22 protein-coding genes are annotated in these 24003 nt (G+C 62.5%); 10 read left to right on the plus strand and 12 right to left on the minus strand.

Annotated elements, in window-relative coordinates; all coding sequences use genetic code 11:
- Positions 1-119: 119 nt before the first annotated feature.
- Both ettA and CO670_RS30515 read right to left on the minus strand, forming a co-directional pair.
- Positions 120-1769: an energy-dependent translational throttle protein EttA gene (gene ettA / locus CO670_RS30510; protein ID WP_097593753.1), complete on the minus strand. Its 1650-nt coding sequence runs from the start codon at positions 1767-1769 to the stop codon at positions 120-122.
- A 98-nt stretch (positions 1770-1867) separates the two neighbouring features.
- Positions 1868-2608 (minus strand): ribonuclease, encoded by a 741-nt coding sequence (locus tag CO670_RS30515; RefSeq protein WP_097593754.1) that lies wholly within the window; start codon positions 2606-2608, stop codon positions 1868-1870.
- A 157-nt stretch (positions 2609-2765) separates the two neighbouring features.
- On the opposite strand from CO670_RS30515, the gene CO670_RS30520 reads away from it, so the two are divergent.
- Genes CO670_RS30520 through CO670_RS30535 form a run of 4 tightly spaced genes read left to right on the plus strand, consistent with a single transcriptional unit; the run spans position 2766 to position 7559 of the window.
- A complete protein-coding gene (locus CO670_RS30520) occupies positions 2766-3710 on the plus strand; it encodes an alpha/beta hydrolase (RefSeq protein ID WP_097593756.1) in 945 nt (314 codons plus the stop codon).
- Positions 3711-3727: 17 nt separating this feature from the next.
- The gene (locus tag CO670_RS30525; RefSeq protein WP_097593757.1) at positions 3728-4684 is read left to right on the plus strand and encodes a DMT family transporter; all 957 of its coding nucleotides are present in this window, start codon (positions 3728-3730) and stop codon (positions 4682-4684) included.
- Between the two features lie 17 nt (positions 4685-4701).
- Complete coding sequence (locus CO670_RS30530) at positions 4702-5904, plus strand: CaiB/BaiF CoA-transferase family protein (RefSeq protein WP_097593759.1); 1203 nt, start codon at positions 4702-4704, stop codon at positions 5902-5904.
- On the plus strand, positions 5901-7559 hold the full coding sequence (locus tag CO670_RS30535) for a thiamine pyrophosphate-binding protein (RefSeq protein ID WP_097593760.1): 1659 nt from the start codon (positions 5901-5903) through the stop codon (positions 7557-7559). Before CO670_RS30530 ends, CO670_RS30535 begins: the two co-directional genes overlap by 4 nt.
- A 69-nt stretch (positions 7560-7628) precedes the next feature.
- On the opposite strand, the gene CO670_RS30540 is transcribed toward CO670_RS30535, so the two are convergent.
- From CO670_RS30540 to CO670_RS30550, 3 genes are all read right to left on the minus strand, one after another.
- Positions 7629-7973 carry a RidA family protein gene (locus tag CO670_RS30540; protein WP_097593761.1) on the minus strand — a complete coding sequence of 115 codons (345 nt, stop codon included), beginning with the start codon at positions 7971-7973 and terminating at the stop codon, positions 7629-7631.
- 72 nt (positions 7974-8045) lie between these two features.
- On the minus strand, positions 8046-8384 hold the full coding sequence (locus CO670_RS30545) for a TIGR01244 family sulfur transferase (RefSeq protein ID WP_088673207.1): 339 nt from the start codon (positions 8382-8384) through the stop codon (positions 8046-8048).
- Positions 8385-8457: 73 nt separating this feature from the next.
- Entirely contained in the window at positions 8458-9297 is an 840-nt protein-coding gene (locus tag CO670_RS30550) for a DUF4432 family protein (RefSeq protein ID WP_097593763.1), read from the minus strand.
- A gap of 256 nt (positions 9298-9553) precedes the next feature.
- On the opposite strand from CO670_RS30550, the gene CO670_RS30555 reads away from it, so the two are divergent.
- The gene (locus CO670_RS30555; protein WP_097593764.1) at positions 9554-10954 is read left to right on the plus strand and encodes a L,D-transpeptidase; all 1401 of its coding nucleotides are present in this window, start codon (positions 9554-9556) and stop codon (positions 10952-10954) included.
- A 71-nt stretch (positions 10955-11025) separates the two neighbouring features.
- Here CO670_RS30555 and CO670_RS30560 read toward each other — a convergent pair whose 3' ends face one another.
- The 6 genes from CO670_RS30560 to CO670_RS30585 all read right to left on the minus strand — a co-directional run bounded on the left by CO670_RS30560 (position 11026) and on the right by CO670_RS30585 (position 18657).
- Positions 11026-11724 carry a ParA family protein gene (locus CO670_RS30560; RefSeq protein ID WP_097593766.1) on the minus strand — a complete coding sequence of 233 codons (699 nt, stop codon included), beginning with the start codon at positions 11722-11724 and terminating at the stop codon, positions 11026-11028.
- A 227-nt stretch (positions 11725-11951) separates the two neighbouring features.
- On the minus strand, positions 11952-13106 hold the full coding sequence (locus tag CO670_RS30565; RefSeq protein WP_097593767.1) for an iron-containing alcohol dehydrogenase: 1155 nt from the start codon (positions 13104-13106) through the stop codon (positions 11952-11954).
- On the minus strand, positions 13103-14488 hold the full coding sequence (locus CO670_RS30570; RefSeq protein WP_097593769.1) for an aldehyde dehydrogenase family protein: 1386 nt from the start codon (positions 14486-14488) through the stop codon (positions 13103-13105). The genes CO670_RS30565 and CO670_RS30570 overlap by 4 nt, the downstream gene beginning before the upstream one ends.
- Positions 14489-14693: 205 nt before the next feature.
- Positions 14694-16061, minus strand: a complete 1368-nt coding sequence (locus tag CO670_RS30575) for a glutamine synthetase family protein (protein ID WP_097593771.1) — start codon at positions 16059-16061, stop codon at positions 14694-14696.
- 150 nt (positions 16062-16211) lie between these two features.
- Complete coding sequence (locus CO670_RS30580; RefSeq protein ID WP_097593773.1) at positions 16212-17768, minus strand: amino acid permease; 1557 nt, start codon at positions 17766-17768, stop codon at positions 16212-16214.
- 118 nt (positions 17769-17886) lie between these two features.
- Positions 17887-18657: an N-formylglutamate amidohydrolase gene (locus CO670_RS30585; protein WP_097593775.1), complete on the minus strand. Its 771-nt coding sequence runs from the start codon at positions 18655-18657 to the stop codon at positions 17887-17889.
- A gap of 177 nt (positions 18658-18834) precedes the next feature.
- Here CO670_RS30585 and CO670_RS30590 point away from each other — a divergent pair, with 177 nt between their 5' ends.
- The 5 genes from CO670_RS30590 to CO670_RS30610 all read left to right on the plus strand — a co-directional run bounded on the left by CO670_RS30590 (position 18835) and on the right by CO670_RS30610 (position 23825).
- On the plus strand, positions 18835-19707 hold the full coding sequence (locus CO670_RS30590) for a MurR/RpiR family transcriptional regulator (RefSeq protein WP_088673198.1): 873 nt from the start codon (positions 18835-18837) through the stop codon (positions 19705-19707).
- A gap of 189 nt (positions 19708-19896) precedes the next feature.
- Entirely contained in the window at positions 19897-21000 is a 1104-nt protein-coding gene (locus CO670_RS30595) for an ABC transporter substrate-binding protein (RefSeq protein ID WP_097593776.1), read from the plus strand.
- Positions 21001-21072: 72 nt separating this feature from the next.
- Positions 21073-21966 (plus strand): ABC transporter permease subunit, encoded by an 894-nt coding sequence (locus CO670_RS30600; protein WP_097593778.1) that lies wholly within the window; start codon positions 21073-21075, stop codon positions 21964-21966.
- On the plus strand, positions 21963-22751 hold the full coding sequence (locus tag CO670_RS30605; protein WP_085778821.1) for an ABC transporter permease: 789 nt from the start codon (positions 21963-21965) through the stop codon (positions 22749-22751). The genes CO670_RS30600 and CO670_RS30605 overlap by 4 nt, the downstream gene beginning before the upstream one ends.
- 12 nt (positions 22752-22763) lie before the next feature.
- Positions 22764-23825, plus strand: a complete 1062-nt coding sequence (locus CO670_RS30610; protein WP_088673194.1) for an ABC transporter ATP-binding protein — start codon at positions 22764-22766, stop codon at positions 23823-23825.
- Here the strand turns inward: CO670_RS30610 and CO670_RS33285 are convergent.
- Positions 23812-24003: hypothetical protein (locus CO670_RS33285; RefSeq protein WP_210202701.1), on the minus strand; the 192-nt coding region annotated here is incomplete at its 5' end. The two genes, CO670_RS30610 and CO670_RS33285, sit on opposite strands and share 14 nt — an antisense overlap.

Raw genomic sequence — 24003 nt, forward strand, 5'->3', positions numbered from 1 at the left:
GCAACCTGTCCAGATATTTTAACCGGACAGCAGTGGGACAAGCCCGAGCATGACGGAAGGCCGCTGACAGTCGTCGGAGCCCCGGCCGTAACGGGACCTCGATCGCAAACGGATTACGATTAGCGCGTCAGACGCTTATGAGCCTGGCTGCCGGGGTTCAGCGCATCGGGGCCGAGGCGGCGGATCTTGTCCTGTTCATAATCCTCGAAGTTGCCTTCGAACCATTCGACATGGCCCTCGCCTTCGAAAGCGAGGATATGCGTCGCCAGGCGGTCGAGGAACATACGGTCGTGGCTGATGATGATGGCGCAGCCGGCGAAGTTCTCCAGCGCGTTTTCAAGCGCGCCCAGCGTTTCCGTGTCGAGGTCGTTGGTCGGTTCGTCGAGCAGCAGAACGTTGCCGCCGGCCTTCAGCATCTTGGCGAGGTGCACGCGGTTGCGCTGGCCGCCGGAGAGATTGCCGACCTTCTGCTGCTGATCGCCGCCCTTGAAGTTGAAGGCGCCGCAATAGGCGCGGGAGTTCATGTCGAACTTGCCGAGCTTGATGATTTCGGCGCCGCCGGAAATCTCTTCCCAGACCGTCTTGTCGGCGGCAAGCGCGTCGCGGCTCTGGTCGACATAGCCGAGATGCACGGTCTCGCCGATGCGGATCGAGCCGCTATCGGGCTTTTCCTGGCCGGTGATCATCTTGAACAGCGTCGTCTTGCCGGCGCCGTTCGGGCCGATGATGCCGACGATACCGCCCGGCGGCAGCTTGATCGACAGGTCGTTGATCAGAGTGCGGCCTTCGAAGCCCTTGGTGATGCCTTCCATCTCGATGACCACCTGGCCGAGACGCTCGCTGACCGGGATGATGATCTGCGCGTCGCCGGGACGCTGCTTCTCGGCGGCCTCCACCAGCTGTTCGTAGGACTTGATACGCGCCTTGGACTTGGCCTGGCGGGCCTTGGGGCTGGAAGCGATCCATTCCTGTTCGCGGCTGATCGCCTTCTGACGCGATGCTTCTTCGCGGTTTTCCTGCAGCATGCGCTTGGCCTTGGCCTGCAGATAGGCGGAGTAATTGCCTTCGTAAGGAATGCCGCGGCCGCGGTCGAGTTCCAGGATCCAGCCGGTGACGTTGTCGAGGAAGTAGCGGTCGTGGGTGATCATCATCACCGCGCCCGGATAGTCGCGCAGATGCTTTTCGAGCCAGGCGATGGTCTCGGCGTCCAGATGGTTGGTCGGTTCGTCGAGCAGCAGCAGATCCGGCTGCGACAGCAGCAGGCGGCAGAGCGCGACGCGGCGCCGCTCACCGCCGGAAAGTGTGGTGACGTCGGCGTCGCGCGGCGGGCAGCGCAGGGCTTCCATCGCCATCTCGACCTGGCTTTCCAGATCCCAGAGGTTCTGGCTGTCGATGATATCCTGGAGCTTCGCCCCCTCTTCCGCCGTCTCGTCGGAATAATTCATCATCAGCTCGTTGTAGCGATCGACGATGGCCGTCTTGGAGGCGACGCCTTCCATCACGTTTTCGAACACGGTCTTGGCCGGATCGAGCTGCGGCTCCTGCTCGAGATAGCCGACCGTCGCACCCTCGGCGAGCCAGGCTTCGCCGGTATATTCCTTGTCCTTGCCGGCGATGATGCGCAGCACGGTGGATTTACCGGCGCCGTTCGGGCCGAGGATGCCGATCTTGGCATCGGGGTAGAAAGAAAGGTGGATATTCTCCAGGATCTTCTTGTTGCCATAGGCCTTGTTGAGGCCGGACATATGATAGATGAACTGACGTGCCATACTGCGCTGCTCCGGGCGGGAAACTTCGATTGTGCCGCTATGTAGGCGAAACAGCGCCTGCGGGCAACGCCGAAACCCGGTTTACGCAGGATTTCCGGTCAGAAGCCCGCAGCGTCGACGACGCCCTCATCGCAGCCGAAGGAGGTTTTTCCCGCTCCCTGGATCAGATCGGCGAGTGCCGCGGTTCTTGCCGACGCCGTCCCCGCCTGCTCGGAAAGCCCGATCGTCAACTCGCTGATCACCCTGACTTTGCCGGCACGGCGGCAGCTCATCTTGACGCGGTCGCCCGCCCCCGATCCGAAGCTCTTGTCGAAAGCTGCCTTGATCGCCTCGGCCTTGACCGTCTTGCCGATATTGGCGGCGAAGAGATCGCGCACGGCCGACGCGTTGAGTGCGGTCAGCAGATGCATGCTGACGCCGAAATAGTCTTCCGCGCTCATCTTCGTGCAGGTGCCGTGCTTGACCCATTCATGCCGGTCCAGGCCGGATTGCGTACCGGGCATTGCCTTTGCGAGCGACGCCTGCGTCTCGGCCGACAGCGTCACCGCCGGCAGCTTGTTCCAGTCGCCGTCCTTGTCCACGACCTTCTGGTCGGCGGCGACACCGCAATAATCCTGCCGCATCGGCCAGAGCCCGTGCAGCGAGAAGTTCGTCGCATCGGTACGCTCGCCGGTCTGGCTGACGCATTCGGGCCTCTTCTGGTTGGTCTGGCAGAAGGCGGGCTGCCAACTCGCCGCCAGAATGAAGCGGGTGCGCCCGCCGCCTTCCTGTGCCGCGGCGCCGCTGGCAAGGATCATCGATAAGGCGAACGCCAAGGTACGCAACTGAATGCTGCTCATTTCAACCCCCAAAAGAACAATACGGGAACAAATAAGCACGAAGCGTGAAAGCCCGCAACCCTGAATCGCAGCGATACTGTAATTTGTTATCGGATAAATCAAACGCCCATGTTGCATTTGCCTGCCGATCTGGTCTGTTGCCGCAAGGAGGACCCGCATGTTTTCTGAAACCCACAGGCTCGCCGTGCCGGAGGCGTCGCTTGCCTATCATCGTGCCGAGGCTGCCGGCCCGGCTCGCGGCATCCTGCTGATATCGCATGGGCTTGCCGAACATTCGAAACGCTACCGCGTCTTCGCCGAGGCGATGGCGGCGCGCGGCTATCATGTCTATGCCCATGACCACCGCGGCCATGGCGAGACGACGGCGCCCGACGCGCCGATCGGCCGCTTCGCCCGGCGCGGCGGCATCGACAGGGTGATCAGCGACGTCATCGCCATGCGCACCCATGCGGTCTCCCGCCATCCCGGCTTGCCGGTGATCCTCTTCGGCCATTCGATGGGCGGCCTCATCGCCCTCAACGCCGCCGTCACTGCGCCGGCAGATTTCGACGCCGTCGCCGTGTGGAATTCGAATTTTGCCGCCGGCCTTGCCGGCCGCGCCGCCCAGGCGATCCTCCTTGCCGAGCGCATGCTGAAAGGCTCGGACGTGCCGAGCGGCCTGCTTCCGAAGCTCACCTTCGGCGCCTGGGGCAGATCCATTCCCGGCCGCCGCACGGAATTCGACTGGCTGTCGCGTCTTCCTGACGAAGTCGACAAATATGTCGCCGATCCGCTCTGCGGTTTCGACGCATCGGTCTCCCTATGGCTCGACGTCTTCGAACTGACCTTCCGCGCGCCGCAGAGGATCCACCTCGACCGGCTGCCGCGCGATATGCCGATCCATCTCGTCGGCGGTGGACAGGATCCGGCGACGGAGCGTGGAAAAGCCGTCCTCTGGCTGTCAAACCATTTGAAAGGCCGGGACTTCTCCCGTATCAGCACAGTGATATATCAGGATATGCGGCATGAAACGCTGAACGAGCTCGGCGCGGATGCCGCGATCGCAGCCTTCGCGGATTGGTGCGACGAAGCCGTCGCCGGGCCGCGCGCGACCAGATCCTGAGCAACAGGGAACCCATCATGCCGAGCACCGCCGCCCGCCCCGCTCCTTCCGCCTCCGAGGTGACGACGGGGCTTGCGCTGATGTTTCTCTCGGTGATGGTCTCACCCCTCATCGATATCTTCGCCAAGCTCGCGGTGGTGACCGTCCCCTCCGCCGAGATCACCGCCGCACGCTTTGCCGTCCAGGCGCTCTGCATGCTGCCGATCGTGATCTGGCGGCGCTGCTTCATCGATTTTTCCTGGCGCCAGAACCTGTTCCACGCCATCCGCGGCGCGATCATCACCGTCTCGATGGTCTCCTTCGTCACCACGCTGAAATATATGGCGGTCGCCGATGCGATCGCCATCTTCTTCGTCGAGCCGATCATGCTGACGATCCTCGGCGGCATTTTCCTGAAGGAAACGATCGGCTGGCGGCGCTATACGGCCTGCGGCGTCGGCTTCTTCGGGGCGATGCTGATCATCCAGCCGAGCTTCCAGGAGGTCGGCTACGTCGCGCTGCTGCCCGTCGTCAGTGCGCTCTGCATCGCGATCTTCGTCCTGATGACCCGCGTCCTCTCGCATCGGGAAGACCCCTGGTCGATGCAGTTCCAGATGGGCATCTGGGGCCTCGTCTTCTGCACCATCCTGCTTCTCGTCGGCGAAGGAAGCGGCTCCGATATCTTCGATCCGGTCATGCCCGAAGGCAGCGCCTGGTTCTATCTCGCCGGCGTCGGCGCCACGGCCGCCACGGCCGGCATTCTCGGCGTCTATGCCTATCGCGCAGCACCGGCCTCGACGCTCGCGCCGCTGCAATATTTCGAGATCGTCTCGGCGACGATCTTCGCCTGGCTTGTTTTCGGCGACTTCCCGGATGCCATCAAATGGCTCGGCATCATGATCATCATGGCATCGGGCTTCTACATCCTCTGGCGCGAGCGCCGCTTTGCTTCAAAGCCCGTATCCGATACATCTGAGGTGACGCTGGCGCCGTAGACATTGCCGGGAGGAACATGACGGAGACCGTGACCAAAAAGCCGCCGCTGGCCGGCATCCGGGTGATCGAGCTTGCCCGCGTGCTTGCCGGTCCCTGGGCGGGGCAGATGCTCGCCGATCTCGGCGCCGATGTCATCAAGGTCGAAAACCCCGACGGCGGCGACGATACGCGCCAATGGGGTCCGCCCTTCGTCGAGGGTGCAGATGGCGAAAATCTCTCGGCCGCCTATTACCACGCCGCCAATCGCGGCAAGCGCTCCGTCACCGCCGACCTGAGAAGCGCGGCAGGCCAGGATCTCGTCCGCCGCCTGGTTGCGTCAGCCGATGTGGTGATCGAGAATTTCAAGCTCGGCGGCCTCGTCAAATACGGGCTCGATTACGACAGCCTGCGCCGGATAAATCCAAAACTCGTCTATTGCTCGATCACCGGCTTCGGCCAGACCGGCCCCTATGCCAGCCTCGCCGGCTACGATTATATCGTCCAGGGCATGTCCGGCTTCATGTCGATCACCGGCGAGCCGGGCGGCCAGCCGATGAAGGCGGGTGTCGCGATCGCCGATATCTTCACCGGCATCTATGCGGTCTCGGCGATCGAGGCCGCCTTGATCCATGCGCTGAAGTCAGGCGAAGGCCAGTTGATCGACATGGCGCTGCTCGACGTGCAATCGGCCGTGCTCGCCAATCAGAACATGAACTACCTCATCTCCGGCGCCGCGCCGACCCGCCTCGGCAACGCCCATCCGAATATCTCGCCTTACGAGGTCGTGCCGGCGGCCGACGGCTATTTCATTCTCGCGGTCGGAAACGACGGCCAGTTCCGTCGCCTCTGCGCCATCCTCGGCCTGGAGGCGATATCAGGCGACGAGCGTTTTTCCACCAACAAGGCCCGCGTCGCCAATCGCGGCGAGGTGCGCCGCCTCATCTCCACCGAGACGCTGAAATGGCAGAAGGCGGATCTCCTGAAGGCCTGCGAGGAGAATGCGGTTCCATCGGGCGCGATCAACACGATCGAAGAGATGTTCGCCGACCCGCAGGTGCAGGCCCGCGGCTTGCGCATCGATCTTGCCGATGCCGCCGGCACCCTCATCCCGGGCGTCAGAACACCGATCGTGCTCTCCGAGACGCCGCTGCACTACATTAGGCCGAGCCCGCGCCTCGGCGAACATAACGAAGAAATTCTCACCGAACTCGAAGAGCGCGAGAGGAAGGCATCGTCATGAAGAAGACCGGCGGGGAACTGATCGTCGAGGCGCTGAAGGCGAACGGCGTCAAGCGCCTCTCCTGCGTTCCGGGAGAGAGCTTCCTCGCCGTCCTCGATGCGCTGCGCGACAGCGATATCGACGTCCTCGTCTGCCGCCAGGAAGGCGGCGCGGCAATGATGGCGGATTGCTGGGGCCGGCTGACCGGCGAACCCGGCATCTGCATGGTCACCCGGGGCCCGGGCGCCACCAATGCCTCCGCCGGGCTGCATATCGCCAGGCAGGATTCGATCCCGATGATTCTCTTCATCGGCCAGGTGCAGCGGGAAGCGCGCGAGCGCGAGGCCTTCCAGGAGGTCGAGTTCCGCCGCGCCTTCACCGAATTCGCCAAATGGGTGGGCGAAATCGACGATGCCGCCCGCATTCCCGAATTCGTCACCCGCGCCTTCGCGGTCGCCACCTCCGGCCGTCCCGGCCCCGTCGTGCTGACGCTGCCGGAGGACATGCTGCGCGACGCGGTGGAGGCGCCGCGCGCCAAGCGCTATGTCAGCGTCGAGGCCCATCCTGGCCGCAGGCAGATCGACGATGTCTATATCAGACTGCTGAAGGCCGAGCGGCCGATGGTCATCCTCGGCGGCACCCGCTGGGATGCCGATGCCGTCGCCGATTTCGCAAGCTTCGCCGGGCGCTTCCAGCTGCCGGTCGGCTGCTCCTTTCGCCGGCAGATGCTGTTCGATCATCTCCATCCCTGTTACGCCGGCGATGTCGGGATCGGCATCAACCCGGCGCTCGCCAAGGAGATCAAGGAGAGCGACCTTCTGATCCTGCTCGGCGCCCGCATGTCGGAAATGCCGTCCTCCTCCTACACGCTGCTCGACATTCCCTACCCCCAGCAATCGCTGGTCCATATTTATCCGGATGCCTCCGAACTCGGCCGCATCTACCGCCCGGATCTCGCCATCTGCGCAGCCCCTGCCGATTTCGTCGCCGCCCTCGCCGATCTGGAAGCGCCGGCCGAGCCCCACTGGGCGGAGCGCACCGAGCGCATGCACCAGGCCTATCTCTCCTGGTCGAAGCCGCCGGCAACAGGTCCAGGCTCCGTCCATATGGGGCCGATCATGGAATGGCTGGAGGCCAATACCGGGCCGGAGACGATCTTCACCAATGGCGCCGGCAATTACGCCACCTGGCTGCACCGCTTCCATCGCTTCCGCCGCTTCAACACGCAAGCGGCCCCGACCTCCGGCTCGATGGGTTACGGCCTGCCGGCCGCCGTCGCCGCCAAGCGGCTCTTTCCCGAGCAGGAGGTCATTTGTTTTGCCGGCGACGGCTGTTTCCTCATGCATGGCCAGGAATTCGCCACCGCCATCCGCTACGGCCTGCCGATCATCGCAATCGTCGTCAACAACGGCATGTACGGCACGATCCGCATGCATCAGGAGCGCGAATATCCCGGCCGTGTCAGCAGCACCGATCTGACCAATCCCGATTTCGCCGCCCTTGCCCGCGCCTATGGCGGCCACGGCGAAACGGTGGAAACCACTGAGGAATTCGCCCCGGCCTTCGAGCGGGCGCGCCAAAGCGGCAAGCCTGCGATCATCGAGGTGAAGCTCGATCCCGAAGCGATCACGCCGACCAGAACGCTCTCAGAAATCGCGCAAACAAAAAGCCGGTGAGTCCGTGGCTGACTCCATCCAGAGTCAGTCCAGAACCCACCGGCTTCAGCCGATCAAACGGCAGGACTTTTAGTCGAGCGCGGCCGTAACGATGAACTCGACCTTGTACTTCGGCGCAGCGAGCTTGGCTTCGCTGGTGGCGCGGGCCGGCGGATTGGCCGGATCGATCCAGGCTTCCCAGGCTGCGTTCATCTCGCCGAAATATGCGATGTCGGAGAGATAGACGAGGGTCTGCAGGATCTTCGACTTGTTGCTGCCGGCGGCGGCCAGCAGGCGGTCGACCTCGGCCAGCGCGGACTTGCACTGATCGGTGACGCTTTCGCCTTCGCCGACCTGGCCTGCGAGGTAAACCGTGTTGCCGTGAATGACAGCGCCGCTCATGCGCGCGCCGACGTCGATACGCTTAATGCTCATTATAGTCTCCTGAGTGAATGGAAAGGGACGGCGCTGCGGTGCAGCGCCGGAAAATCAGCGCCCGACGGCGCTTTAGCTGCGGATATGGTGCGTCTTCTGGTAGATCGCCGTCGAGCGGGCGCCCGAGCGGCAATAGCCGAGCATCGGCCGTGGGAATTCGTCGAGCGCATCGACCATGCCCTGCACCGCTTCCTCGGTCACGCCCATCGGCCCGACCGGCACGTGGGAGATCTCAAGACCGAGCTCCTTGGCGCGCGCCTCGATAACGGAAAACGACGTCTGGTCGGGGCTTTCGTGGTCGGGGCGGTGGCAGACGATCGATTTGAAGCCCATCGCCTTGATCTCGTCGAGATCCTCGAGGGTGATCTGACCCGAAACCGAATATTCATCGTCGATCTGGCGAATATCCATCGTCTTGTCTCCTGATAAGTCGTGGGCTGAAGGTCTACGACGGGAGGCCGTAGAGCGTCAACAAACACTTCGCTTACCGGAAAGCAAAGCTCAGCGCATAGCTGCGGCTCTCGCCGGGCGCCAGCATGTTGAACTCGCCGCCGGCCTCGAGTTCGTCGCGCAGGACCCAGCGGTGCGAGACGGGCTCGATGCCGATGATATGGGCCGGCGCCCTCTGGTTCCGCCAGACCTGCAGATAGGGCAGCGTATCGGCGCGGAAGCGCACGCGAAGCGTCCTGCCGCCGATCGCGGCGATCGGGCCGAGCCGGACCTCCGCGAACCCGTCATCCGTCGCCGGCGCGGGCACGCAGAAGATGCCGCCCGGTTCCTCGCCGAAGGCCCATGGAAAGCCGCCGTTCTCCAGCATATGCCCTTCGAGCCGCGTGCCCTCGTCCAGCCACATGCCGCCAGTGTTCATGTGATACATCAGGAAGGTCGGCACGGTCTGGTCGCTGGTATTGACGACGCGGTCGTCGAGCCGCACCTCGCCGGTTGCCCCGTCGATCCGCCAAAGCCGCTCGATGCGCTGCGGCAGCCCCTCGACGGTGGTAATGTCGATATCGGCGCGGCATTCGGCATTGCCGTTCTCGAACTTCGTCCACAGCACCTTCGCGGCATGGCCGGAGGCCGATCCGTGCAACGGATAGACCTTGCCGTCGGCCCGGCCGGCGATCGGCTGGCGGTGGCGAATATGGTCCGGCCCGCAGGTGAAGAGGAAGCCTTCGAGCGAGTGATCGATTCGCGGATCGCCATCGTCGGGAATGGCGCGCTTCGGCGCGATGTCGACGCCTTCGACGATGCATCCGCCGATATCCAGCACCGATGTTTCATCCAGCATCAGGCGCGGCCCGCTTGCGGCGGCAAATTCGATCATCTCGGGTCTCCTCAAGGATTTATCGGCCGGCGTAGCGTTAGGTTTTGCGCCGTCTCTCGTCAATTGGACGCTTTCTGCCTCTTGCGCTTTTGCCGCAACCATGGATTTTCGGAACTGAGGCGGAGAGGCAAACGTTTATGAGTAAAAGGAAATCTTAGTGATTTTCATATTTTGTTCAGCACGGTTTCATAAATTCCACACTAGCGTCAAAATTCGCGGGTGTGTGTCTGCCCAGTCACTGTTCGAGGTGTGAGACGTGAATCGCTTTTTGAAGTCGGCATTTTCCGTTGCGGCCGTGCTGGCGGCCCTTGCTGCCGCAGCGCCCGAGGCAGGCGCGCAGCAGTTCCGCGACCGGCGCCAGGGCGATGTCGTGCTGGTCACGCCGAACGGCGAGATCCTCGACTATGTGCCGCAAGGTTTTGCCTATGCCCGCGACCGCAGCGGCAACCGCGTGCTGATCGACGGCTACGGCAATATCGTCGCCACCGAGATGCGCGCCCGCGGCTATTATCCGCCGCGCCCCGGCCCGCGCGACGGCTATGCCGACCAATACGGCAACGATCCCTATTATGCCGATGACAACCAATATGGCGATACGCGCTATTCCGAGCGCGGCGCGGTCACCGGCGGCATCCCGCGCGATGCGGCGATCGAACGCCAGCCGCTCGGCGAGCAGCCCTATCCGGACGACAACAGCATCGGCAATCCGCAGTCCGGCGACGACTATGCCTCGATCGATCCCGACCAGCAGATCCCGCCCGCCGATGCGCCGAGGACCGCGCCCGAAGAGCCCGTCATCACGCTGAAGGACAAATCGAAGCCGGAGATCGTCGCGCTGCAGGTCTTCCTCGATCGCGCCGGCATCTCGCCCGGCGTCATCGACGGCCATATGGGTTCGAACGTCACCAAGGCGATCTATGCCTATGACCAGATGACCGGCTCCAAGCTCGATCCGAACAATACCGACGCGATTCTCGAAGAACTGCGCATGACCGGTGGCCTGCCCGTCGTCAGCTACACGATCACGCCGGCCGATGCCGCGGGTCCCTTCGTCGCGGAGATCCCGGAAGACTATTCGCATAAGGCGCTGCTGCCGTCGCTCGCCTATACTTCGACCACGGAAATGCTCGCCGAGCGCTTCCACATGGACGAGGCCTTCCTCAAGGAGATGAACCCCGGCGCCGATTTCAGCGTTCCCGGCACGGTGATCAAGGTCGTCAATCCCGGCGAAGCGAAGACCGGCGAAGTTGCCCGCATCATCGCCGACAAGGGCCGCAAGCAGGTCTTCGCCTATGACAGCGCCGGCAATCTGCTCGCCGCCTATCCGGCATCGATCGGCTCCACCGACACGCCCTCCCCGTCGGGCACCGTGACGGTCGAGCGCGTCGCATTCAATCCCGGCTATACCTATAATCCGAAGATCAATTTCCAGCAGGGCGCCAACGACAAGATCCTCAACATCCCGCCCGGCCCGAACGGTCCGGTTGGAACCGTCTGGATGGCGCTGTCCAGGCCGACCTACGGCATTCACGGCACGCCCGAGCCCTCCAAGATCGGCCGCACCCAAAGCCATGGCTGCATTCGGCTCACCAACTGGGATGCGACCGAGCTCGCCAAGATGGTCAAGCCGGGCGTGACGGTGGAATTCGTCGATTGACCTCTATCGCTGCAATGTAAAAAAGGCCGCCGGAGCGATCCGGCGGCCTTTTCGTTTCAATGCAGAGATAGTCAGGCCGCCGTCGCCATGCGGGCCGAGGCCGGCAGCCGGACCGGCAGTTTGCGCATCATTTCCTCGGCGAAACAGGTGGCGTTCTCACGCGCCTTGTCGAGATTGCTGACGCGCGTGGCGTCCATGGTCTGCAGCGTGCCGCCACAGTCGAAGATGTCGCGAAAGGCCGAGCGCTCGATGATCGCCGTATCCAGCACGGGCACGTGACGCTCGCTGAGCAGCGACTTGACGAGCTGCAGCGCCCTCGTCGTCACCATCGAATTGACGCGGGTCAGCACCACCGAATGGCCGATCTTGATCCCCGCCTTCTCGTCCAGATACTGCAGCAGTTCCAGCACCTGCGCGCCGCCGCGCGCATCCATCGCACAGCCCTGGATCGGGATCAGCACATGGTCGGAAAGGCCGACGGCGGTGGCGAGCAGCGGATTGCGCGCGCCCGGCAGGTCGACGATGAAATAGTCGGTATTGTGCTTGTTCTCGCTGATATGCTGCGGCAGCGAGGCGGTGGTCACGAAATCGATCACCGAAACATTGGGCACATGGCCCGAGATCTCATGCCAGCGTGAAATCCAGTGCTGCGGATCGGCGTCGAGAATGGTGACGCGGTAGCCCTTGCGGGCAAGCTCGGTCGCGAGCAGGAGAACAGCGGTCGTCTTGCCGGCGCCGCCCTTGGTGTTTGCGAAAGTAATGACTGGCATATCAGGTCCTCGGAGGGAAATGGCGCGAGCCGGCATCGCTCTTTTGCGCACTGTCGGAGCATCGTGCGGTTAAGCCATCCTTTACAATCATGGTTAACAAATTCCGAACGTGCCCGGCGAAATTGCAGCCGGTATTTTTCACATCCCTAAAACTCGGGATGCGTCCGGAACAAAAAAGCCCGGAAAGCCGAGCTTTCCGGGCCAGTGTGAGATCCGTTTCCGAACTCTCAGAAGCAATCCCTGAACAGCACCTTGGTGTTTTCGAGTGTCATCGCGACCGGGTTGCCACCGGCGCTCGGGTCCTCGATCGCCATCGCCGACAATTCGTCGATGCGGTCGGGGGCGATTCCCATCGCCGTCAGCGTTTCCGGCACGCCGAGGTCGGAACGAAGCTTCAGCACATAATCGTAGAAGCCGTCGAAGCCGCCCGAAATGCCGAGATAGGCGGCCGCACGGCCGATCTTCTCCTCGATCGCGGCGCGATTGAAGCGCAGCACCGCCGGCATGACAACCGCATTGGTCATGCCGTGATGGGTGTTGTAGACCGCGCCGATCGGATGCGACAGCGCATGGATGGCGCCGAGCCCCTTCTGGAAGGCGACCGCGCCCATGGCGGCGGCCGACATCATGTTGGCGCGGGCTTCGAGGTCGGTTCCTTCCCTGTAGGCGCGCGGCAGGAATTCCTTGACGAGCCGCATGCCTTCCAGCGCAATGCCCGCCGACATCGGATGATAGAAGGGCGAGGAATAGGCTTCCAAGCAATGGGCGAAGGCATCCATGCCGGTGCCGGCCGTGATGATCTTCGGCATGCCGACCGTCAACTCGGGGTCGGAGATGACGACGCCCGGCAGGAACTTCGGATGGAAGATGATCTTCTTCACATGCGTTTCGGAATTGGTGATGACGCTGGCGCGCCCGACCTCCGAGCCGGTGCCGGCCGTCGTCGGCACGGCGACGATCGGCGCAATGCCATCGAGGCTCGCGCGCGTCCACCAGTCGCCGATGTCTTCGAAGTCCCAAACCGGCCGCGTCTGACCGGCCATGAAGGCGACGCATTTGCCGAGGTCGAGGCCCGAGCCGCCGCCGAAGGCGACAACGCCATCATGACCGCCGTCCTTGAAAGCCTTGACGCCGGCTTCGAGGTTCTTTTCGTTCGGGTTCGGATCGACATCGGCGAAGATCGCCCGGCCAAGGCCGGCATCTTCGAGGATATCGAGCGCATTCTTGGTGATCGCCATCGAGGCGAGGCCGCGGTCGGTGATGAGCAGCGGCTTCTTCATGCCGAGGCTCTTGCAGGCGTCGGCCAGTTCCGTGATGCGGCCCCGACCGAGCTTGACCGATGTCGGATAGCTCCAGTTTGCGGTGATGTTGCTGCTGCTCATGCTGTGACTTTCTTCAGGTGGAAGGATTTCGGGCGCGTCAGATTCTGGAAGCCGATGATCGACAGCGAGCCGCCGCGGCCGGTCTCCTTGACGCCGGTCCAGCAGAGCGCCGGATCGAGATAGTCCGCGCGATTCATGAAAACGGTGCCGGTTTCGATGTCGCGGCCAAGTCGCGCCGCCCGCTCGGCATCTCTGGTCCAGAGCGAGGCCGTCAGCCCGTACTGGCTGTCGTTCATCAGGGCAAGTGCCTCCTCGTCGCTCTTGACCTTCATGATGCCGACCGCCGGACCGAAGGTCTCCTCGCGCATGAAGGCCATGGAATGGTCGACATCGACGAGGACCTGCGGCGCCAGATAGGCGCCGCCGTCATCCTGCGGGAAAAGCTTCGGGTCGACCAGCGCCTTGGCGCCCTTCGAAACCGCATCGGCGATCTGCTCACGCACCACCTTGGCGAAACGCTTGTTGGCCATCGGCCCCAGCGAGGTTTCGGGATCAAGGGGATTGCCGAGCTTGTAGTTCGAAACCCAGGCGACCGATTTCTCGACGAAGGCATCGTAGAGGGATTCGTGCACGTAGATGCGCTCGATGCCGCAGCAGCACTGGCCGGAATTATAGGTGGCGCCGTCCATCAGCGTATCGACGGCCGCATCGAGATCGGCGTCCTCCATCACATAACCCGGATCCTTGCCGCCGAGTTCGAGGCCGAGGCCGGTAAACGTGCCGGCGGCGGCCCGCTCCATCGAGCGCCCGCCTTCCACCGATCCGGTGAAGTTGACGAAATTGAAGCTGCCGGCGGCAATCAGCGCAGAGGTCGTTTGATGGTCGAGGAAGACGTTCTGGAACACATCTTCCGGCACACCGGCCTCGACGAAGGCCTGCACCAGCCGCTCGCCGACCAGCAACGTCTGCGAGGCATGTTTCAGCACCACGGTATTGCCGGCCATCAGCGCCGGCGCGATCGTGTTGATCGCCGTCATATAGGGATAGTTCCAGGGTGCGACGACGAAGACGACGCCATGCGCCTCGCGCTCGATGCGGCGCTCGAAACGGTCGCTCTCCTCGACGACGAGAGGCGCCAGCGCATCGGCCGCGATCGAGGCGACATAGTTGGAGCGCTCGTTGAAGCCCTTATATTCGCCGCCATACTTCACCGGCCGGCCCATCTGCCAGGCAAGCTCCGGCACCACGGCATCGGACATCTCGTTCAGCCGCGCCACACCCTTCAGCACCAGCTGAACGCGCTCTTCGAGCGGCCGTTTCGCCCAGGCCTTCTGCGCCTTGCGGGCGCGCGCTACCACATCCTTGGCGGCGTCGAGCGAAAGCGCCGAGCGCTCCGCGTAAACCGATCCGTCGACCGGTGAAATGCATTGGATCATTGCCATGATCGATTTCCGTCCTCGTATTGATCAAAAATTCCGTTGGGGCACGAGCCCCTCATCCGCCTGCCGGCACCTTCTCCCCGTAAACGGGGCGAAGGGGTATAGCCACAACCTCTCCGGCCCTCGCCAACGTCTCGCAGGGCGCGTCCCCTCTCCCCGTCAAAACAGGGAGAAGGTTAGGGTGAGGGGCAGTAACCCGCAAATGCTATTAAGCTCTTTCGAACCCGCGCGCCACTTCCCAATCGGTGATGCGGCGGTCGTATTCTTCCTGCTCCCATTCCGCGGCACGGGTGTAATGGTCGATGACGTCGTCGCCAAAGGCTTTGCGCAGCATCGCCGATTCCGTCATCGCCGTCGTTGCCGCGCGCAGCGTGCGGGGGATTTCGCGAATGTCCTTGCCGCCATAGGCGTCGCCGACGAAGGGCGCTTCGAGTTCCAGCTTGTTTTCGATCCCGTCGATGCCGGCGGCAAGCAGCGCGGCAAATGCGAGATAGGGGTTGAGATCGGAACCGCCGACGCGGCATTCGATGCGGATCCCCTTGGTCTCCTCGCCGCAGAGGCGATAGCCGGCGGTGCGGTTGTCCTTGCTCCAGATCGCCTTGGTAGGCGCAAAGGTGCCGGCCATGAAGCGCTTGTAGGAATTGATGTAGGGCGCCAGGAAATAGGTGATCTCGCTCGCGTGAGCGAGAAGCCCGGCAACGTAATTATGCATCAGCGGCGACATGCCGTATTTGCCGGTATGGTCGAAGAACAGCGGCTTTTCCTCCAGGCTCCAGAGCGACTGGTGAATATGCGAGGAGCTGCCGGCGGCATTGTAATTCCACTTGGCGAGGAAAGTGATGGCCTTGCCTTTCGACCAGGCAATTTCCTTGCAGCCGTTCTTGATGATCGCGTGCCGGTCGGCCATGGCGAGCGCGTCGGCATAACGCACGTTGATTTCCTCCTGGCCGGCGGAAGCCTCGCCCTTGGAGTTCTCGACCGGAATGCCGGCCCCCTGCAGGCCGGTGCGGATCGCCCGCATCACCTCTTCCTCCTTGGTGGTCTGGAAGATGTGGTAGTCCTCGTTATAGGCGCTGGCGAGCTTCAGGTTGCGGTAGCCCGCGCTATGGGCCGCCTCGTAGCTCTGGTCGAACAGGAAGAATTCGAGCTCGGAAGCCATATAAGCCTTCATGCCCATGTCTTCGAGGCGCTTCACCTGCTTCTTCAGGATTGCGCGGGGCGAATGGGCGACCTCCTCATGGGTGTGATGGTCGAGCACGTCGCAGAGCACCAGCGCCGTGCCATCCAGCCAGGGGATGCGGCGCAGGGTCGAAAGATCCGGCTTCATCGTATAGTCGCCGTAACCCTTCTCCCAGCTCGTCGCCTTGTAGCCCGAGACCGTCTCCATCTCCATGTCGGTGGCGATCAGATAGTTGCAGCTATGCGTTTCCTTCCAGGCGCTCTCGACGAAATATTCCGCCTGGAAACGCTTGCCCATCAGCCTTCCCTGCATGTCCACCTGGCAGGCGAGAACCGTATCGATGCGCCCTTCGGCAACATCCTTCCTGAGATCGTCGATTGTGTAGCTGCTGCTCATGATTGATCCGCCTGAAAATTGGGATTGAGAAAATCGGGGCAACGAAATCGCATGCGCTCGGCCGGACGCTACGGCCCGATGCCTTTTCGTTGAACCGGTGGACGGGGCCGCAGGATGCGGCCCCGCTAGTTAAGAGGGAAGCTTCGATGCTCAGCCTTCGCCGCTTTCGCCGACGGCCGCTTCGGCCGCCGCGATTTCGGCCTGGCGCTTTGCCACTTCGGCGCCGATCGGCGGCCCCTTGAAGCGGCGGCTTTCGAAGCCGAACCAGACGATCGCCGTGACCACGAGGAAACCGACGGTGATGTAGAGCGCCCATTCGTTCGGCGGCTGGATGCCGAGAACGAAGATCAGGATCATCGCGATGATCGACAGCACGGCAAAGAGCTTGAAGACGCCCTCGCCGAGGTTCCACGGGCCCATCTTGTCCCACTTCGACGTGCCCCAGGCGAAGAGGCCGAGCGTGATCGGGATCGCGAAGGAGAAGAACAGGAAGATGACCGTGCACGAGACGACGATCGTATAAACCGGCGTGTCGCCGATCGTAACGAGCGAAGAGCCCCAGACGAACAGCACCGACAGGATCGAGCCGGTCCAGATCGCAGCGACCGGCGTGCGGTACTGCGGGCTGACCTTCGACAGCGCCTTCGATGCCGGCAGGCCGCCGTCACGCGAGAAGGCGAAGATCATGCGCGAAACCGAGGTGACGGTCGCAAGGCCGCACAGCCACTGGCTGACGAAGATCGCGAGATAGAGGATGTCCTTGACGACAGGGTTGACCTGGCTGTCCATCGCCCAGAAGAACACGTTCCAGCCCTGCTTGGCCGCATCGTCCATGTTCGGCAGCATCAGGACGAAGGCGCACAGCATGATATAGCCGAACAGCGCCGACCACAGCACCGACGAAACCATGCCGCGCGGCACCGATTCTGCGGCTTTCACCGTCTCTTCCGACGTATGCGCCGAGGCGTCATAGCCGGTGATGGTGTAGATCGGCAGCAGGAGGCCAAGAAGGAAGACCCAGGCGCCCGAGGTGGACGGCCAGACATTGCCGCCGACTTCGCCGGAATAATTGGCGAAGGTGAAGAGGCGGCCGAATTCATAGGAGGGCGCTGCGATGAGGCAGACGACCGCCAGCGCGATCGAGGTCGCGAAGATCAGATAACCGGAAAAATCGGTCAGCTTCGCGGTCAGTCCGATGCCCATGTGGTTCACCAGCGCCTGCGCGCCGGTGATGATCACCAGGAAGATGATGCGCACCGTCGTCGAATCCGTCAGCCCGAGATAGGTCGTGCCGAAGGAGCCCATGAAGAAATAATAGGTGCCGACATTGATGGCGCCGAGCACGGTGACGAGACCGAGCAGGTTGAACCAGGCGGTCAGCCAGCCGGTGAAGCGGTTGCCGAGGATCGAGCCCCAGTGATAGAGGCCGCCCGCCGTCGGATAGGCCGAGCTGATCTGCGCCATGGCGACGGCGAAGACGAGCGAGATGAAGCAGCCGAGCGGCCAGCCGATGCCGATCGCCGCGCCGCCGGCGCCCGAAGTCGCCTGCGCCAGCGAATTGATGCCGCCGGAAAGAATGCAGATGATGGAAAACGATACGGCGAAGTTCGAGAATGAACTCATTCGCCGTTCGAGTTCCTGGGCATAGCCCATCGAATGCAGGATGTGCACATCCTGCTTCTTGTCCAAATCGGTATAGTCCGACATGACTTCCCCCTGTTCACGATCGGCCGCGGGATTGCGGCCATTCAGTGCCAATTGCCCGCGGCATTTGCGCCATGCGGACGTCCGCAGATAAACTGCTCCCTCGGGTCTTCTTTTTATGTCAGGCTTCCAGGCTTTGCTGGAGAAGCCCTGTCAGATAGTCGGCCATGACCCCTTGACCGCCATCGTCTGCGATGAGGTCGTTGCGGACCTCGATCATCACATTGCGCAAGCCGTTCGAAAGCCCGTGCAGGATCAGCGTGTGGGTCACGCCGTCCGCAGGCCCGTAAGGCTGGTTGCGTTCAGTCCTGTAAAGCGGCGCTTCGGCCGCAGCGTCCAGCATGCGGTCGGCGAGCCGGCTGTCCTCATCGTGCAATATGCCGAGTTCGACAGCGCGTTCGCGGCCGTGATAGACCGGCGTGAAGCTGTGCATCGTCACGATGATGCTGTCCTGCCCCCTCGCCCTGCGATCGCGGATCAGCCCGCGAATGGCGTCGTGGAAGGGCACGTAGAGTGCGTCCGTGCGCGCAAGGCGCTCCTCGTCGGTCAAATCCTTGTTGCCGGGAATGGCATAGATTTCGCTGGTCTCGGGCATGGCGCCGGGCGAGCTGGGCGGTCTGTTGCAGTCATAGATGAGCCGGGAAAACCGCTGGTAGACGAGCGTCGCGTCGAGCGCCTGCGATATGCCGCGCGCAACCGCCAAAGCCCCGGGATCCCAGGCGATGTGGCTCGACAGCGCCTCTGCGGGCAGGCCGAGATTACCGAAACGGACGGGCAGCGTTTTCGAGGCATGCTCGCAGACGAGCAGCACCTCGCTCCGTCCGCCGGCGCGCTCGATCCCGACGCAATCGCCGTCCGCTTCGCTGAGGATTTTCGGCCGGGCCAGCACCAACGGCGCCACTCCTATCCCTTAATGAAAGCTTTACAGAAAAGAATTCTTCAGCTTTTGGCGACTGTCAAGCATCCGCTGAAAATTTCTTTTCATGACAGTGGTTGACATGGATTGTGACAGCGTTGTTAAATTTGGTCGGAGGAGTGGCGCCAGACCACCCCCGGGGAGCAAGATCAAGTGACCACCGCGTCGAAGACGGTTTCGGACGTCATACATTCGCATCTCGGCGTGTTGACACGTGCCGAGAAGCAGTTGGCGGAAAGCCTTCTCGACAATTATCCGGTTTCCGGCCTCGGCAGCATCACCACGATCGCGGAGAACGCCGGCGTCTCGACGCCGACCGTCGTGCGCATGGTGCAGAAGCTCGGCTTCAAGGGTTATCCCGATTTTCAGGCGCGTCTGCATCTGGAGGTGGAAGCGACGATCTCCAACCCGATCGCCAAGCACGATCGCTGGGCCCAGAACGCGCCGGGCACCCATATCCTCAACCGCTTCGCCGATGCCATCATGGGCAATCTGCGCCAGACACTGACCGATCTCGACACCGCGACCTTCGACAGCGTCGCCTCGCTGCTGTCGGACCGCAAGCGCGGCCTCTATTTCGTCGGCGGCCGCATCACCGGCGCGCTGGCCGAATATTTCTTCACCCACATGCAGGTCATCCGGCCGGCAACGACCCTGCTGTCGTCCAATTCCAGCAGTTGGCCGCAATATGCGCTCAACATGAATGCCGGCGATATCCTGATCATCTTCGACATCCGCCGCTATGAGCAGGAAATGGTGAGCCTTGCCACCGCCGCCCGCAAGCGCGGTGCCGAAATCGTCGTCTTCACCGACCAGTGGGGCTCGCCTGCCGCCAAGCTCGCGCGGCACGCTTTCCGCGTCCGCATCGAAGCGCCGTCGGCCTGGGATTCGTCGGTCGTCACACTTTTCATCGTCGAGGCTCTGATCGAGGCGGTTCAGAATTCGACCTGGGACGAGACGAAGGAGCGCATGAAGACACTGGAGGGTCTGTTCGAGCAGACCAAACTCTTCCGCAAACCGGGTTAGGAGGACAAGACCAAGAGGGAGAAAAACAATGGCGGATCTTTGCGGAAACAAACCGCGCTGTCGCAAATGGAACGTCTGTCACAAGCGCCTGCTATTCATGCAAAATCACCGTCACGCAGCCGTCACACAAGCTTCATGTAAGCTGATTAACAGCATCGCCAGACACTGAAAACCCGAAGGAGAACAACAGTGATCTCTAACATTTCTCGACTGCTGTCGCTTTCTACTGCGATGATCGTGGCTTCGACCGCGATTGCCGCCGCAGAACCGAGCGCTGAACTCATCGCCGCCGCCAAGAAGGAAGGCACGCTGACCACCATCGCTCTTCCGCACGACTGGTGCGGCTACGGCGAGGTCATTGCCGGCTTCAAGGCCAAGTATGGCCTCGAAGTCAACGAACTGAACCCGGATGCCGGCTCGGGCGACGAAATCGAAGCCATCAAGGCCAACAAGGGCAACACCGGCCCGCAGGCTCCCGACGTCATCGACGTCGGCCTCTCCTTCGGCCCGTCCGCCAAGAAGGACGGCCTGATCCAGCCTTACAAGGTCTCCACCTGGGATTCGATCCCGGATACCGCCAAGGATGCCGAAGGCTACTGGTACGGCGACTATTACGGCGTTCTCTCGTTCCTCGTGAACAAGGATCTCGTCAAGGAATCGCCGGCTGACTGGGCCGACCTGAAGAAGGGCGACTACGCAAACAGCGTCGCTCTGGCAGGTGATCCGCGCACCGCCAACCAGGCCGTTCAGGGCGTCTATGCCGCCGGTCTTTCCGCATCCGGCGGTGACGCCGCCAAGGCAGGCGAAGAAGGCCTGAAGTTCTTCGCCGAGCTGAACAAGAACGGCAACTTCGTGCCCGTTGTCGGCAAGGCCGCTCCCTTCGCACAGGGCTCCACGCCGATCATCGTCGCCTGGGACTACAACGCCATGTCCTGGGGCGAAAGCCTGAAGGGCAATCCTCCGTTCGAGGTCGTCGTTCCGAAGACGGGCGTCGTCGCCGGCGTTTACGTCCAGGCGATCTCCGCCTTCGCTCCGCACCCGAACGCTGCCAAGCTCTGGATGGAATATCTCTATTCCGACGAAGGTCAGCTCGGCTGGCTGAAGGGCTATTGCCACCCGATCCGCTTCAACGATCTTGCCAAGAACAACAAGATCCCGAAGGAACTGCTCGACAAGCTGCCGCCGGCAGCAGCCTATGAAAAGGCTGTCTTCCCGACGCTCGAAGAGCAGGCCGCCGGCAAGGAAGCCATCACCAAGAATTGGGATAGCGTCGTCGGCGCCAACGTTAAGTAAACTATGATCCGGCCTCCCCGCCCCCAAAGGGCGGGGAGGTTTTCTCACTCCGATGCCCAGGATGAGCTTTTCATGAGTACCGTTTCAACGCCGATGGTGAGCAGCACCCCCTTGATCAGCAAAGAACGCGTGATCGATTGGCTGGGCATTGCGCCCTTCATCATTTTTTCTTTGCTGTTCCTGATCATCCCCACGCTCTATCTCGTGGCGGGCGCATTCCTGACGCCCGAAGGCGATTTCACGCTGAAGAATATCGGCGATCTCTTTACGCCATCGATCATGAGCGCCTACTGGATCAGTATCAAGGTCTCGGTGGCGTCCGCTCTCGGCGGCGCGCTGATCGGCTTTTTCCTCGCCTGGGCCGTCGTGCTCGGCGGCCTGCCCGCCTCGGTGCGCTCGACGCTTTTGACCTTCTCCGGCGTCGCCTCCAACTTCGCCGGCGTGCCACTCGCCTTCGCCTTCCTGGCGACGCTCGGCCGCACCGGCCTCGTGACGGTCTTCCTGCGGGAATGGTTCGGCTTCAATCTCTACGGCACCGGCTTCAACCTGCTCTCTTTCTTCGGCCTGACCATCACCTATATGTATTTCCAGATCCCGCTGATGGTGCTGATCCTGACGCCGGCGCTCGACGGCATGAAGAAGGAATGGCGCGAAGCCTCGGAGATCCTCGGCGCCACCAACCGCCAATATTGGACGATGGTTGCCCTGCCGATCCTCTGGCCGAGCCTGCTCGGCACCACGCTCCTGCTCTTCGCCAACGCCTTCGGCGCCATCGCCACCGCCTTCGCGCTGACCGGCAGCTCGCTGAACATCGTGCCGATCCTACTCTACGCGCAGATCCGCGGCGACGTCCTGCACAATGCCAATCTTGGTTACGCCATCGCGCTCGGCATGATCGTCATCACAGGCGTCTCCAACGTCCTTTACCTCATGCTGCGCATGCGCGCCGAGCGGTGGCAGAAATGAAGACACAACGCCTTGGAGCCTGGATCGCCATCATTCTCGGCGCATCCTATTTCATCATTCCGCTGATCGGCACGATCGAGTTTTCGCTGCGCATGCGCCGCGGCGAATACAGCCTCGACGCCTATCAGTCGGTCTTCTCCGACATTCAGTTCCGCGAGACCTTCGGCTACTCCATGCTGATGGCGCTTCTGACCATCGTCTTCGGCATGCTGCTCGTCGTGCCCACAGCCTATTGGGTGCGGCTGCGCCTGCCGCAGATGCGCCCGGTCGTCGAATTCATCACGCTGCTGCCGCTGGTCATTCCGGCGATCGTCATCGTCTTCGGCTATCTCAGAATGTACAACTCGTCGTCCTACCTGCCCTTGACGGGTTCGACGACCGGCACCAACGCCCTGCTGGTCTTCTCCTATATCACGCTATCGCTGCCCTACATGTACCGCGCCGTCGATACCGCCATGCGCGCCATCGACGTCCGCACGCTGACGGAGGCGGCCGAAAGCCTCGGGGCCCGCTGGACGACCATCATGTTCCGCTGCATCTTCCCGAATGTGATGAGCGGCGTGCTCTCCGGTGCCTTCATCACGCTTGCGATCGTCATGGGCGAGTTCACCTTCGCCGCGCTGCTCAACCGTCCGGCCTTCGGCCCCTACCTGCAGCTCGTCGGCGCCAACAAGGCCTATGAGCCTTCGGCGCTCGCCGTCATCGCCTTCTCGATCACCTGGCTCAGCATGGGCCTGCTCAATCTCGTTTCCCGCTTCGGCAAAGCCCGCCCGGCAAAGGCTTAAGGTAACCGGCTCATGTCTTTTCTCACACTGAACAACATCCAGAAATCCTTCGGCCCGGTTCAGGTCGTCAAGAATTTCAACATGAACATCGAGAAGGGTGAATTCATCTCCTTCCTCGGGCCGTCGGGCTGCGGCAAGACGACGGTTCTGCGCATGATCGCCGGTTTCGAAACCCCGACCGGCGGCACGCTGACCATCAACGGCAAGGACCAGAGCGCGCTGAAGCCGAACCAGCGCAATATCGGCATGGTCTTTCAGGCCTATGCCCTGTTCCCCAACATGTCCGTGCACGACAACGTCGCCTTCGGCCTCAAGGTCGCCGGCGCCCCGAAGCCTGAGATCGACGCCCGCGTCAAGGAAATGCTCGGCCTGATTAAGCTCGATCACCTGGCCGACCGCTACCCCTACCAGCTGTCGGGCGGCCAGCAGCAGCGCGTCGCGCTTGCCCGCGCCCTCGCCGTCAAGCCGCAGGTGCTGCTGCTCGACGAGCCGCTGTCGGCCCTCGACGCCAAGATCCGCGTCTCGCTGCGCGAGGAAATTCGCCAGATCCAGCAGCAGCTCGGCATCACCACCGTTTTCGTCACCCACGATCAGGAAGAAGCCCTGTCGATCTCCGATCGCATCGTGGTGATGAATGCGGGCAAGGCCGACCAGATCGGCTCGCCCTTCGAGATCTACAACAAGCCGGCGACGCGCTTCGTCGCCTCCTTCGTCGGCACGCTGAACCTGATCGAAGCTCAGGTCGTCGATCCCGACGCTAACCTCATCCAGATCGGCGATCAGAAGATCACGCTGAAGCAGTCGGTCGCAGCCCACAAGGCCGGCGAAACCATCTCGCTGGCGCTGCGCCCGGAAGCGGGCTCGCTCTCCGACACCGCCAAAAGCGATACGGCGCTGACAGGCCAGGTCGTCTCGGCCCACTTCCTCGGCTCGGTCATCCGCACCCGCATGAATGTCGGCGGCAACGTCATCTCCTTCGACATGTTCAACAGCCCCGGCGTCACCCCGCCGCAGGCCGGCGAAACCGTGACGCTACGCTTCATGGCGGCCGACCTGCTCATCATCCGCGACTGATTTCGCCGATACCGTTCATGCAAAAAGGCGCCGCGGAAACGGCGCCTTTTTCATTGCTCGGAATGACGGAGGAGACAACAGCCTTGTCAGATCCTTCTCGCTTCGGCCAGGGAGAAAGGGCGAAGGTATTGCCACGAATCTCTTCTCCCCAGCGGGGAGAGCGACTGTCTTCGTTGTC

The sequence above is a fragment of the Rhizobium sp. J15 genome (assembly GCF_002531825.1).
Classification (GTDB): Bacteria; Pseudomonadota; Alphaproteobacteria; order Rhizobiales; family Rhizobiaceae; genus Rhizobium.

Coding starts and splice junctions, on each gene's coding strand:
- CO670_RS30540 (WP_097593761.1), bottom strand. CDS start 7,973: ATGAGCATTAAGCGTATCGACGTCGGCGCGCGCATGAGCGGCGCTGTC.
- CO670_RS30535 (WP_097593760.1), top strand. CDS start 5,901: ATGAAGAAGACCGGCGGGGAACTGATCGTCGAGGCGCTGAAGGCGAAC.
- CO670_RS30565 (WP_097593767.1), bottom strand. CDS start 13,106: ATGAGCAGCAGCAACATCACCGCAAACTGGAGCTATCCGACATCGGTC.
- CO670_RS30575 (WP_097593771.1), bottom strand. CDS start 16,061: ATGAGCAGCAGCTACACAATCGACGATCTCAGGAAGGATGTTGCCGAA.
- CO670_RS30550 (WP_097593763.1), bottom strand. CDS start 9,297: ATGATCGAATTTGCCGCCGCAAGCGGGCCGCGCCTGATGCTGGATGAA.
- CO670_RS30545 (WP_088673207.1), bottom strand. CDS start 8,384: ATGGATATTCGCCAGATCGACGATGAATATTCGGTTTCGGGTCAGATC.
- CO670_RS30515 (WP_097593754.1), bottom strand. CDS start 2,608: ATGAGCAGCATTCAGTTGCGTACCTTGGCGTTCGCCTTATCGATGATC.
- CO670_RS30605 (WP_085778821.1), top strand. CDS start 21,963: ATGAAGACACAACGCCTTGGAGCCTGGATCGCCATCATTCTCGGCGCA.
- CO670_RS30610 (WP_088673194.1), top strand. CDS start 22,764: ATGTCTTTTCTCACACTGAACAACATCCAGAAATCCTTCGGCCCGGTT.
- CO670_RS30560 (WP_097593766.1), bottom strand. CDS start 11,724: ATGCCAGTCATTACTTTCGCAAACACCAAGGGCGGCGCCGGCAAGACG.
- CO670_RS30580 (WP_097593773.1), bottom strand. CDS start 17,768: ATGTCGGACTATACCGATTTGGACAAGAAGCAGGATGTGCACATCCTG.
- CO670_RS30520 (WP_097593756.1), top strand. CDS start 2,766: ATGTTTTCTGAAACCCACAGGCTCGCCGTGCCGGAGGCGTCGCTTGCC.
- CO670_RS30530 (WP_097593759.1), top strand. CDS start 4,702: ATGACGGAGACCGTGACCAAAAAGCCGCCGCTGGCCGGCATCCGGGTG.
- CO670_RS30570 (WP_097593769.1), bottom strand. CDS start 14,488: ATGGCAATGATCCAATGCATTTCACCGGTCGACGGATCGGTTTACGCG.
- CO670_RS30525 (WP_097593757.1), top strand. CDS start 3,728: ATGCCGAGCACCGCCGCCCGCCCCGCTCCTTCCGCCTCCGAGGTGACG.
- ettA (WP_097593753.1), bottom strand. CDS start 1,769: ATGGCACGTCAGTTCATCTATCATATGTCCGGCCTCAACAAGGCCTAT.
- CO670_RS30600 (WP_097593778.1), top strand. CDS start 21,073: ATGAGTACCGTTTCAACGCCGATGGTGAGCAGCACCCCCTTGATCAGC.